The following is a 10,957-nucleotide window of genomic DNA, read 5'->3' as shown; positions in this document are numbered from 1 at the left end:
ACGCCGTATCGGCAGCGGTGTCAATGCACGGTGGCGGGGGAGGTCGTGGTGGGCCCTGCGATGCCTGTCCCGGAACGGCCGTCCGGGCGGCCGTGTTTGCGGCGTGCGTGACGCCGACACGGCCACCTGTCGAAGCACGGCCCAAGCCGCGGCATCGACGTGTCAAGGGGAATTGCCGAGTCGCGAGGCGATGCGTACCTCGCCGGTCAGCACCTTGTGGATCGGGCACTTGTTGGCGATCTGCAGCAGGCGTTCGCGCTGCTCGTCGTCCAGCTCGCCTTCAAGCGTGATCACGCGGGTGATGTTGTTGCCCGCGGCCGGCGTGCCGTCGGGATTGAATTTCAGGTCGACGCCGACGTGGCGCAGCGGCCAGCCTTTGCGCGCCGCGTACATCTGCAGCGTGATCGCGGTGCAGGCGCCCAGCGCCGACAGCAGCAGCCGGTGCGGCGCCGGGCCGGTGTTGGCGCCGCCTTCCTCGAGCGGCTCGTCGGCGTGCCAGCGGTTGCCCTGGTCGTCGGTGAAATCGACCGCGTACGGCGCGCTGCCGGTGCTGGCGCGGACGGTGGGGATGCTCATGGCGGGTTCTCCTTGGTCGGGTTTCAGATCACGTCCCACAGGTAGCCGTCATGCGCGAGCACCGCGCCGGCCAGCTGCTCGATCGCCTCGTCCTCGTTGCGCTCCAGCCCGCGCACATTGCGCGCCATGCGGCGGCGCGCCTGCCGCGCGAACACTTCGGCGATGCTCATGGCTTCCTCGGCGGCCGGATGCGACTGCTGCGCCAGGCTGTCGGCGCGCGACAGCACGCACAGGCCGACGAACAGGTCAATCGCGATGTCGGCCAGGCGCTTCTGCGCGTGCTGCATGTCGGCCGCCTTCTTGCCATGGCGGCGCAGCAGCGCATCGGAGGATTTGGACAGCTCCACCGTGTATTTCTCGTAGGTGGCGGCGACCTTGCGCAGCCGCGGCGAGAGTTCGTGCGCGATGCGGTCGATGCCGTAGCCGGTGGCCTCGCGCATGCGCCGGCCGGTGTAGCTGCCGAGCACGCCGAAGCCCTTGATCGGGTCGTTGAAGATGTCGCCCACCGCCGCCTTCAGCTCGGAAAGGCCCGCGCCCACGCCCTTCAGGCCGGACAGCGCGATGTACAGGCGCAGGATCTCGTTGGTGCCTTCGAAGATCGACAGGATGCGCGTGTCGCGGGTGATCTGCTCGTACGGAAACTCGCGCATGAAGCCGTTGCCGGCGGCGATCTGCAGCGCCTCGTAGGAGGCGCGCTGCACCGCCTCGCTGGCGAACACCTTGCTCATCGCCGCCTCGACCGAGTAGTCGCTGCCGCCGCCGTCGATCAGGTGCGCCACCATCCACACCGCGCTTTCGGCGGCGAAGCAGTCCACGCTCATCTGCGCGATCTTCTCGCGCACCAGGCCGAACTCGGCGATCGGCTGGCCGAACTGCTTGCGCTCCTTCGCCTGCGCGCTGGCGAGGCGGATCAGCGAGCGCATGCCGCCGACCGCGCCGCCGCCCAGGCCGGTGCGGCCGCTGTTCAAGATGCTCATGGCCACCTTGAAGCCCTTGCCGACCGGGCCCAGCACGTTTTCCGCCGGCACCCGCACGTCGGCGAATGCGACCGTGGTGGTGGACGAGGCACGGATGCCCATCTTGTCCTCGTGCGGGCCGTGGCTGACGCCGGGCCACGCCGCTTCGACCAGGAACGCGGTGATCTTGCCCTCGGACGTGTCGGTGCGCGCGAACACGGTGTAGAAGTCGGCGATGCCGCCGTTGGTGATCCAGATCTTCTCGCCGGAAAGCGTCCAGCTGCCGTCGTCGTTGCGCACGGCCTTGGTGCGGATGGAGGCGGCGTCGGAACCCGCGCCGGATTCGGTGAGGCAGAACGCGGCGATCATCTCGCCGGTGGCCAGCTTCGGCAGGTAGCGCTGTTTCTGTTCGTCGCTGCCGAACAAGAGCAGGCCCTTCATGCCGATCGAGCTGTGCGCGCCGATGGTCAGCGAGACCGAGCTGTCGTGGCTGCTGGTCTGGCCGAGCACGCGGGCGTAGGCGCCGTTGGACAGCTCCATGCCGCCGAATTCCTCCGGGATGATCAGGCCGAACAGGCCCATCTCGCGCAGCGCCTGGATGAACTCGGCCGGCTGCTCGGCGTCGCGGTCGTACTGCTTCAGTTCGGCCGTCTTGTCGGCGAGGAACTGGTCGATCGCGTCGGTCATCGCGCCCAGCATTTCGCGGTCGCGGGCGCGGATCTGCGGGTAGGGGAACAGGTTCTCTTCCAGGATGTTGCCCAGGAACAGCTGCTTGGCGACGCTCTCGTCGCTGCGCAGCGCAGGCTGCTCGGTAGTGGCGGGCGATGGCGTGCTCACGACGCGTTCTCCTGGCGTGGGTGAATGGCCCATTCTGGCACTTCCCGACGGTCTGGCCCTGCTGCCAATGGACGCAGGCCCGCTTCGGCTATCCTCGCCCTGCATCATTTCGGGGGAATGCCATGAAACGACTCTTCGCCGGCGCGGCACTGCTCGCCGCGTTCACGCTGGCCGGCTGCGCGCCGCACGCCGCGGTCAAGCCGGACAGCACCATCACCCTGTCGCTCGACGAGGCGGGCAAGCAGGTTGCCGATGCCGACGAACAGAAGGTGCTCGACGCGTTGAAGATGATCGAGGCGGGCAAGATCCAGCTGGCGATCGACGGGCCGCTGACCGAAGTCGTCAGCAAGTACGAGGCGATGTACGCGGGCAAGCCGGGCAAGGTGTTCTGCGCCCGCGGCCTGGTCGATGCGCTGGCCTACGCCGGCATGGGCGCCAAGGCGGTCAACGGCAAGGCCGACGTGCCCGTGCAGGTGATCGGCCCGGCCTGGGCGCAGGCGTACTGGGCGCGCGGCTACGCCTACAGCGAAATGGCCCGCTACGCCGATGCGCGGGCCGAGCTGGAGAAGGCCCTGGTGTTGTCGCCGATGGACAGCCAGTACAAGAGCGAACTTGCGTTCACCTACCAGCGCAGCGGTGACTGGGAGAAGATGCTGGCCCTGTACCAGGAAGCGGAGGGCGATGCGGGGATCAGTGGCGCCACCCCCGAAGATGCCGTCCGCTTGAAGTGCGTGGCCCTGCGCGGCCAGGGCTACGCGCTGGTTGAGCTGCATCGCCTCGACGAGGCGACCGGGGCCTACCAGGGTTGCTTGAAACTCGTGCCCGGCGAACCCAAGTCGTTGGCTGAGCTTGGATATATCCAGGGTTTGCGGGCGAAGGCGCACTGAGCGGCCTGCCCGCGACCCTGCTTCGCGGAGGCAGCACCATGGCAACCGGCTGGGCCGGCGACGGCGCCGTGCAGGATCAGATCGACGCTACCGTCAACGACGGTGTACAGCGGGCGCGCCAGCAATTGCGCAAGGGCCCGGGCCTGACCCATTGCGAGGAATGCGAAGCGCCGATCCCCGCGGCGCGCCGCGCCGCCGTGCCCGGCGTGCGCTTGTGCGTGGCCTGCCAGCAGGAGCGCGACAGCGAGCGCGCCGCCAGCCTGTACAACCGCCGTGGCAGCAAGGACAGCCAGCTGCGCTGAGCCGGTGTCAGGGGCCGGGCAGCATGGCCGGCGGCGGCGGGTCCGGTCATTGGCGAACGCCGTGGCCGGCGACGCGGATCACACCCGGCTTGTGCGGCGCGGAGTATGGTGTTGCGAACAGCATTCGTCACAGCGACTGTCGTGGAGGTACCGGCTTGACCCCGACGCCCCCCGCCGAACTTGCCGCAGGCATCGATTATTTCTTCGCGGTGCGCCCCGACGGCCACGCGCGCGTGGAGATCGCCAACGTGGCCACGCGTTTTCGCCGCTCGCAGCGCGCCAGCGGCGTCCCGGTGTCGGTCGACAACCTGCACCTTGCCTTGTGCCCGATAGGCCGGCCCGAACGGCCGCAGCTGTCGCCGGAGCGCGCCATGCTGGCCGCGGGCGCCGCGGTGCGGGGCAACGCGTTCACGATCACGCTGGACGCCGCCATGCGCTGCATCCCCACCGGCGGGCAGTTTCCCTTCGTGCTGTGCGCGGACCCGGTCACCGCCGCGGCGGCGCTGGAGCTGCGCAAGGCAATCGCCGCCGCACAGCGCGCGCAGGGACTTCAGGTCAACGGCGTCTCCATTTTCCATCCGCACGTGGCCTTGCAGCACGGGCCGGCGATCGACGCGATCGAGGAATCGATCAACCCGATCCGGTGGCGCGCGGAGGAGTTCGTGCTGATCCGCAGCTTCTTCGGCCAGGCCAGCCATGAAGTGATCGGCCGCTGGCCGCTGGCGAGCGAACCCGCCCCGGCCGCGGTCGACATGTTGGCCGAACTGGCCAACATGCCTGACTTGCCGGCACTCCCTGACGAATGAGGCGCTGGTCGGCGGAGGCCTAGATTGGCGGCTCCGCGCGGACCTGCGGCATGCTTGTGCGCTGTTGTCGCGTCAGCGCGTGCTCGCGCTGGGCGATGTAGAGGCTGGCGCCGATGATGATGGCCGCGCCCAGCGCGGTGTAGTGATCCACCGCCTCGCCGAAGATCCACCACGCCAGCACCGCCACGATCAGCAACTGCAGATAGCTGAAGGGCGCCAGCATCGACGCCTCGGCCAGGCGCAGCGCGCGCGTCCAGCAATAGTGGCCGCCGGTGCCCAGCGCGCCTGACAGCACCAGCCACGGCCAGATGCCGGCGTGCGGCCATTGCCACACCGACAGTGCCGCAGGCAGCGACAGCGGCACCCACAGCAAGGTGGTCAGCAGCACGATGCGGTCGGCCGGCTCGCTGCCGGTCAGCGACTTGATGCTGATCGTCACCGCGCCCGTGAGCCCGGCCGCCAGCAGCGCGACCATGCTGCCCGGTGCGAACGCGGCACTGCCGGGGCGCACGATCACCAGCACGCCGATGAAGCCGGCGATCACCGCAGTCCAGCGGCGCCGGCGCACCACCTCGCCGAGAAAGATCACTGCGCCGATGGTGACGAACAGCGGCGACGAATACGACAGCGCCACCGCCTCGGCCAGCGGCAGGTTCACGATTGCCCAGAAGCCCGCCAGCATGCCGCCCATGCCGAGCACGCAGCGCATCACGTAGAAGCCGAAGCGTGGCGTGCGCAGCAGCGACCAGCCCGGCCCGATCAGCAGCGGCAGCGCGAACAGCGTGCCGAACGCGCTGCGGAAGAACGTGATCTGGAACGGGTGCAGTTGCGCCGAGGCCAGCCGGATCACCACCGCCATCAGGGCAAACAGGCTGGCGCTGGCCAGCATCAGCAACACCGCGCGCAAGGGCAGTGCGGTTACGGGCGACGAGGGGGGGATCGGAGCCAGGGCGGTGCCGCGCAAGGACGTGGGAGGCGCGCATGGTAGCCCATTCCGCCTCGGCGCCGTGCGGGCAATGCCCGCCCTTCACACTGCGACAAGAGCCGGCGGGCGGTGCCGCCCTACGGCGTTGTGCCGCCGGATGCGGGCAGGCTCTGCTCCTGCCTTCCGTGTTGCGGATTGCCCGACCACGCCTGCAGGCGTTCGCGCACGGCCGGCTCCAGGCTCTTCATGCCCCAGCGGCGGCCTTCTGCCAGCGCGGCTTCGCTCGATTTGCCGTCGATCAAGGCAGCGCGCAGCGCGATCATCGCGCCGACCCGGTTGCTGCTCGCGCAATGCACCAGGGTTTCCTGCGTGCCGGCCTGGTGCAGCAGGCGGTCGAACTGCACCACGTTGTTGCGGGTCAGGTCGGCGGCGCCGTGGATCGGCAGGTTGTGATAGTTGATGCCCGCCGCGCGCATGGCGGCGGCCTCGTCAAAGCGCGGCGTCTCGCTGTCCACGCTGAGGTCGATCACCTGCTTGATGCCGGCTCGCTGCAGGGCGGCCACGTCATCGGCCTGCAACCTGCCCGATGCGACCCGATGCGGCGCCGGGAACGACACGTTCGGCAGGTCGGCCAGCGCGGCCTCGGCCGGTGCGGCGGCATGCACGGCGAGCGGAGTGACCGTCAGAATCAATGACAACAACAAGGATCGAAACATGTCGACAATCTCGCATTGAACCCGCCACAGGATAGCCGACGCCGCCTTGCGGCCGTTTATTGCCGCGCCTGCAGGCGCAGCCCGCGCGGCGTCAGCCAGCGCTCGACCAGTTCGAACAGGCCCTGCACCAGCAGCGCCAGCACCGCCGCGGGGATCGCGCCTTCCAGGATCAGCGGGATGCTGTCCAGCCGGATGCCGGTGAGGATCGGCTGGCCGTAGCCACCGGCGCCGATCAGCGCGGCCAGGGTGGCCGTGCCCACATTGATGACTGCGGCGGTCTTGATGCCGGCCAGGATCGAGCGCATCGCCAGCGGCAATTCGATGCGGCGCAGCCGCACCCGCCGTGGCAGGCCCAGTGCCGCGGCCGATTCCATCAGTTCCGGCGCAATGCCGACCAGGCCGGCATGCGTGTTGCGCACGATCGGCAGCAGGCTGTACAGGAACAGCGCGGCCACCGCCGGCCAGGTGCCGATGCCCAGCAACGGGATCATGAACACGAACATCGCCAGCGACGGCACCGTCTGCAGCACGCCGGTGGCCGCGATCACCAGTTGCCCCAGCCGGCGCCGACGCGCGGCGACGATGCCGAGCGGGATCGCCAGCGCCAGCGCCAGGCCCAGCGAGCTCGCCACCAGCTCGATGTGCTCCACGCTGCGCTGGCGCAGCCGCTGCCACAGGCCGCGCCGCCCCGCCTCGACGCGGGTGCCGAGGAAGTCGGCGGCCACCGCGCTGTCGCGGCGGCCGTCGAGCTTCACCGCGGCATTCATCGTGCGCATCGCCTGCTCGTCGATGCGGCCGGCGAGGCGGCGCAGGGCGGCGACGAAGGCGGGCTCGTCCCGCTCCAGCGCCAGCCGATAGAGGAACACCGCCTGGTAGCGCGGGAAGTAGTGGCGGTCGTCGGGCAGGGTGCGCAGGTGGTAGTAGGGGATCTCCGCGTCGGTGCTGTACAGGTCGATCGCATCCACCGCGCCGCTGGCCACCGCGCGGTAGGACAGCACGTGATCCAGCCCGCTGACCTTCGTTTGCGGCAGGGCATAGGCGCGGCGCAAACCCGGCCAGCCATCGCCGCGGTCCATGAACTCGTTGGAGAAGCCCAAGCGCAGCGACGGGTGCGCGCGCAGGTCGGAGATGCGGCGGATGTCCAGTCGCGCCGCCTCGTCCTGACGCATGCCGATCGCGTAGGTGTTGTCGAAACCGAGTGGGTCGGTGATGCCGATGCCCAGCGGTTTCAGCCGGGCGCGCAAGGTGGCGATGTCGGCGTCGGCCGGCACGTCTTGCAGCAGCTCGTGGGTCAGTGTGCCGGTGTACTCGGGGTAGGCGTCGATGTCGCCCTGCTGCAGGGCCTTCCACAGGATGCGGGTGCCACCCAGCTCGCGCTCGTGCACGGCCTGGACGCCGGCATCGCGTGCGGCCAGTCGCGCGATCTCGCCCAGGATCACCGACTCGGTGAATTGCTTGGAGCCGATCCGCACCGGTTGCGCGATCGCCAGCGCCGGCAGCAGGCCGGCGAGCAGCACGATGGCGATGCGGGCAGGCATGCCGGTCATGGCGTGGCCGGCAGCGTGCGTTGCGCCTGCACGAACTGGCGCGCGAAGTCGTCGGCCGGGCGGTCGCGCAGATCCGCGTAGCTGCCGTCCTGCACCACCGCGCCGCGCCGCAGCAGCACCAGCCGGGGGGCGAACCAGGCCGCCTCGGCCAGGTCGTGGGTGACGACGATCACCGTCTTGCCCAGTTCGCCGAAGATGCGCTGCAACTGCTCCTGCAATTCGTGGCGCACGATCGGGTCCAGTGCACCCAGTGGTTCGTCCAGCAGCAAGGCGTCGGGGTCGACCATCAGCGCGCGCATCAGCGCCACGCGCTGGCGCTGGCCGCCGGAGAGTTCGGCCGGGTAGCGCGCCAGCGCGTCCGACGGCAGCCGGGTGAGCTGCGCCAGCGCCTGCGCTCGCTCGCGGATGCGTTGCGGCGCCCAGCCCAGGTGCTGCGGCAGCAGGCCGAGGTTGCCCATGGCGGTGAGGTGCGGAAACAGCCCGCCGTCCTGGATCACGTAGCCCACGCGACGGCGCAAGGCGAGGATGTCGGCCGGCTGCAGGGCGCGGCCGTCCACGCGCACGCAGCCGCTGTCGCTGCGCTCGAGCCCCAGCAGCAGGCGCAGCACGGTGGACTTGCCCGAACCGCTGCTGCCGATCAGCGCGGTGGTGCTGCCGGCCTCGAATGCCAGCTCGATCGGCTGCAGCGCCACGACTTTGCCGTACCGCTTGCTGGCGCCGTCGAGCGCGAAGCGGATGCCGCCGCCGACCTCAGCGGCGCCCATGGTTCCGGGCGCGACGGGAACCACCCTGTGGCGTGGTCCGGTGCGCGCTCACGCGGGCGGCACCGTGGTGGCGAAGCGCGCGATGAAGTCGGCGGCCGGTTGCGGGCGGCCGAGATGGAAACCTTGGCCGAAGTCGCAGCCCATGTCGATCAGCAGCGCCTGGGTGGCGGCATCCTCGATGCCTTCGGCGGTAGTGGCCAGGTCCATGTGGTGGGCCATGTTGATGATGGCGCGCACCAGCTTGGCGGTATGCGGTTCGCTGCGGATGGCGCCGATCAGCGACTGGTCGATCTTCAATTCGGTGGCCGGGAACTGGCGCAGGTAGGCGATCGAGGCGTAACCGGTGCCGAAATCGTCGATCGCGATGCCGATGCCGCGGTCGCGCAACCGGCGCAACACCTGCACGCTCAGCTCGAGGTCGTTGACCAGGGTGGTCTCGGTGATCTCCACGATCACCGCCGTCGGTGGCACGCCCCAGATTTCCAGCGCGCCGGTCAATTGCTCCACCATGCCCGGGCGCGACAGCACGCGCGGCGAGAAGTTGATCGCAAAGCGCAGGCCCTGGAACGAGGGCAGGCTGGCCACGTGCCGCAGGGTCGTGTTCATGCTCCAGCGGGTGAGTACCGAGATCAGGTCGCTCTGCTCGGAGAACGGCACGAAGTTGGCGGGCGAGACCTCGCCGTGGTTGGGGCTGCTCCAGCGCGCCAGCGATTCGGCGCCGGCCAGGCGGTCGCTCTGCAGGTTCCAGATCGGCTGGAAGAACACCTGCAGCCGGTTGGCGTCCAGCGCCTCGCGCAGTTCGTCGTAGAAGATCTCGACCTGGGTGTCGTGCGGCGCGTAGACCACGTACAGCTCGCCGCGCCGCTGCGCCTCGTCCAGCGCCATGCTGGCGCGGCGACACAGGCGGTCGGCGCCGGGGCCGTGGTCGGGATACAGCGCGATGCCCATCACCGGCCGCACCAGCCAGGGCGAGGCGGTTCCGTCCAGCGGCTGCTCGAAGGCCTGGGTCAGGCGCGTGCCGGCGAGCAGGGCGTGGTTGGCGCTGAGCATATCCGGCAGCAGCACGACGAAGCTGTCGTCGCCGGCGCGGAACACGCGGTCGATCGGACGCAGCGAACGCTGGATCAGCGCATGCGCCATGTCCTCGGCTTGTTCGCCCTGGGCGTAGCCGAAGCGCAGGCTGATCTCGCGCAGGCCGGGCACGCGCAGCATCAGCACGGCGAAACGCTCGCCTGCGCTGGCGCGGATGTGCGCGTCGATCTGCTCGAAGATGTGTTCGCGATTCAGCATGCGGCGGCGGGCCAGGGGGAAGGCGGGTGGACGGGCGTCGGGGTGGCCATCATTACAGGAAGAAGCGGCTGGCATCGATACCGTAGTCGCCGACCGCCAGGCTGCGCACGATGTCGACGCCCTCGTCGTCGTCCAGCTGCATCAGGTCCACCGCCCGGAAATCGTCCAGCGGCTGCTTGTTCGGCTCGCTCAGGATCGCCACCCGCGGGCGCAGCCGGCGCACCTGGTTCTGCGCCATCACGATCGCCACCTCGCCGGTGCTCAGTTCCACCAGCGAGCCGGTGGGGTAGACGCCGAGGCAGACCTGGAACTGCTCGATCATCTCGGCCTGATGCAGGCGGTTGCGTGCGGCGTAGATCTGCTGCAGCGCCTGGTGGCGTGAAATGGGCGCGCGGTAGGGACGCGCGCTGGACATCGCGTCGTAGCTGTCGATGATGCCGAGCATGCGCCCGCTGATCGGGATGGCGTGGCCGGCCAGGCCGTCCGGGTAGCCGCTGCCGTCGTGGCGCTCGTGGTGGGTGCGCACGATGTCGAGCACGTCGAGGTTGGCGATGCCTGCCTCGTCCAGCAGGGCCAGCCCGTGGCCGATGTGCGAGCGGATGATGTCGACCTCGCTGGGAGCCAGCGAACCCGGATATTGCAGCAGTTGCTCCGGCAGGCGGGTCTTGCCCACGTCCATCAGCAGGCCGCCGGCGGCGAGGCTGAAGATGGTCTCCTCGTCGAAACCCATGTGTCGGCCGAACGCGGCGGCCAGCGCGCTGCAGCTCACCGCGTGGCTGTAGGAATAGCTGTCGCTGCGGCGCAGGCCCTCCACCAGGAAGAACGCATCCGCGCTGCGCAGCACGGTGGCCACCAGCGGGCGCACCGCCTGCTCGACGCGCTCGACCGACAGCTCGCGGCCGCTGGTCACGTCCTCGAACAGGCCATCGACGATCTGCGAGGCGTTCTCCAGCGCGGCGCGGGCACGTGGCGCCTCGTCCTCGACCGCGGCGAGATCGGCGTAATGGGTGCGGCTGCTGAAGCGGTGGCGCGGGGCGTCGGCGCGCATCAGCGCCTGCGGCGCGTCCGGCGGCACCAGGCGGCGCGCATCGACCCAGACCTCGCGGCACAACTGCTGCAGGGTCTCGATGTCCTCCAGCCGGGTCAGCGCGACACCTTGCAGTGCGAATGGCGTCTCCTCCCATGGCCGATCCAGCCGGCACACGAACATGCCCAGCTGCAGATCGGCCACGTCGATCCGACGCTCTTCGATTTCGAAAGCCACGCACTGCTCCGACCGATGGTGGACGCCGAGCCACGGCAACGCGATCGCGGCGGTCCAGCGGCGAGGTTAGCAGCAGTGCGGATTGCC

Annotated in this window: 11 protein-coding genes; 3 read left to right on the top strand and 8 right to left on the bottom strand. The window is 69.7% G+C overall.

All coding sequences use genetic code 11. The features are described from left to right. Nucleotides 1-162: 162 nt before the first annotated feature. Nucleotides 163-576 carry an OsmC family protein gene (locus tag ACVCMI_RS12750; protein WP_447110607.1) on the bottom strand — a complete coding sequence of 138 codons (414 nt, stop codon included), beginning with the start codon at nucleotides 574-576 and terminating at the stop codon, nucleotides 163-165. Nucleotides 577-599: 23 nt separating this feature from the next. Next, a complete protein-coding gene (locus tag ACVCMI_RS12745) occupies nucleotides 600-2,369 on the bottom strand; it encodes an acyl-CoA dehydrogenase family protein (protein ID WP_447098577.1) in 1,770 nt (589 codons plus the stop codon). A gap of 122 nt (nucleotides 2,370-2,491) precedes the next feature. On the opposite strand from ACVCMI_RS12745, the gene ACVCMI_RS12740 reads away from it, so the two are divergent. From ACVCMI_RS12740 to ACVCMI_RS12730, 3 genes are all read left to right on the top strand, one after another. Next, a complete protein-coding gene (locus ACVCMI_RS12740) occupies nucleotides 2,492-3,256 on the top strand; it encodes a tetratricopeptide repeat protein (protein ID WP_447098578.1) in 765 nt (254 codons plus the stop codon). Between the two features lie 38 nt (nucleotides 3,257-3,294). Beyond that, entirely contained in the window at nucleotides 3,295-3,558 is a 264-nt protein-coding gene (locus ACVCMI_RS12735; RefSeq protein WP_395119303.1) for a DksA/TraR family C4-type zinc finger protein, read from the top strand. A 155-nt stretch (nucleotides 3,559-3,713) separates the two neighbouring features. After that, a complete protein-coding gene (locus ACVCMI_RS12730) occupies nucleotides 3,714-4,364 on the top strand; it encodes a 2'-5' RNA ligase family protein (protein ID WP_447098579.1) in 651 nt (216 codons plus the stop codon). Nucleotides 4,365-4,383: 19 nt separating this feature from the next. Here ACVCMI_RS12730 and ACVCMI_RS12725 read toward each other — a convergent pair whose 3' ends face one another. The 6 genes from ACVCMI_RS12725 to ACVCMI_RS12700 all read right to left on the bottom strand — a co-directional run bounded on the left by ACVCMI_RS12725 (nucleotide 4,384) and on the right by ACVCMI_RS12700 (nucleotide 10,870). After that, nucleotides 4,384-5,271, bottom strand: coding sequence for a DMT family transporter (locus ACVCMI_RS12725; protein WP_447098580.1), 888 nt, complete (start codon nucleotides 5,269-5,271; stop codon nucleotides 4,384-4,386). Between the two features lie 155 nt (nucleotides 5,272-5,426). After that, nucleotides 5,427-5,987 (bottom strand): hypothetical protein, encoded by a 561-nt coding sequence (locus ACVCMI_RS12720; protein ID WP_447098581.1) that lies wholly within the window; start codon nucleotides 5,985-5,987, stop codon nucleotides 5,427-5,429. 74 nt (nucleotides 5,988-6,061) lie between these two features. Beyond that, nucleotides 6,062-7,543 (bottom strand): ABC transporter permease/substrate-binding protein, encoded by a 1,482-nt coding sequence (locus tag ACVCMI_RS12715; protein ID WP_447098582.1) that lies wholly within the window; start codon nucleotides 7,541-7,543, stop codon nucleotides 6,062-6,064. 5 nt (nucleotides 7,544-7,548) lie between these two features. Then, nucleotides 7,549-8,316 carry an ATP-binding cassette domain-containing protein gene (locus ACVCMI_RS12710; protein ID WP_447098583.1) on the bottom strand — a complete coding sequence of 256 codons (768 nt, stop codon included), beginning with the start codon at nucleotides 8,314-8,316 and terminating at the stop codon, nucleotides 7,549-7,551. Nucleotides 8,317-8,364: 48 nt separating this feature from the next. Beyond that, on the bottom strand, nucleotides 8,365-9,606 hold the full coding sequence (locus tag ACVCMI_RS12705) for a putative bifunctional diguanylate cyclase/phosphodiesterase (RefSeq protein ID WP_395119297.1): 1,242 nt from the start codon (nucleotides 9,604-9,606) through the stop codon (nucleotides 8,365-8,367). A gap of 52 nt (nucleotides 9,607-9,658) precedes the next feature. Then, a complete protein-coding gene (locus tag ACVCMI_RS12700) occupies nucleotides 9,659-10,870 on the bottom strand; it encodes an HD-GYP domain-containing protein (protein ID WP_395119296.1) in 1,212 nt (403 codons plus the stop codon). Between the last annotated feature and the right edge of the window lie 87 nt (nucleotides 10,871-10,957).

This window comes from Rhodanobacter sp. UC4448_H15 (assembly GCF_052978265.1).
This window is presented reverse-complemented; position numbering and strand designations above follow the sequence as displayed.

Bases quoted from the DNA above. Each gene is read 5' to 3' on its own strand.
- ACVCMI_RS12750 (WP_447110607.1), bottom strand. From the start codon at position 576: ATGAGCATCCCCACCGTCCGCGCCAGCACCGGCAGCGCGCCGTACGCG.
- ACVCMI_RS12740 (WP_447098578.1), top strand. From the start codon at position 2,492: ATGAAACGACTCTTCGCCGGCGCGGCACTGCTCGCCGCGTTCACGCTG.
- ACVCMI_RS12735 (WP_395119303.1), top strand. From the start codon at position 3,295: ATGGCAACCGGCTGGGCCGGCGACGGCGCCGTGCAGGATCAGATCGAC.
- ACVCMI_RS12715 (WP_447098582.1), bottom strand. From the start codon at position 7,543: ATGCCTGCCCGCATCGCCATCGTGCTGCTCGCCGGCCTGCTGCCGGCG.
- ACVCMI_RS12710 (WP_447098583.1), bottom strand. From the start codon at position 8,316: ATGGGCGCCGCTGAGGTCGGCGGCGGCATCCGCTTCGCGCTCGACGGC.
- ACVCMI_RS12705 (WP_395119297.1), bottom strand. From the start codon at position 9,606: ATGCTGAATCGCGAACACATCTTCGAGCAGATCGACGCGCACATCCGC.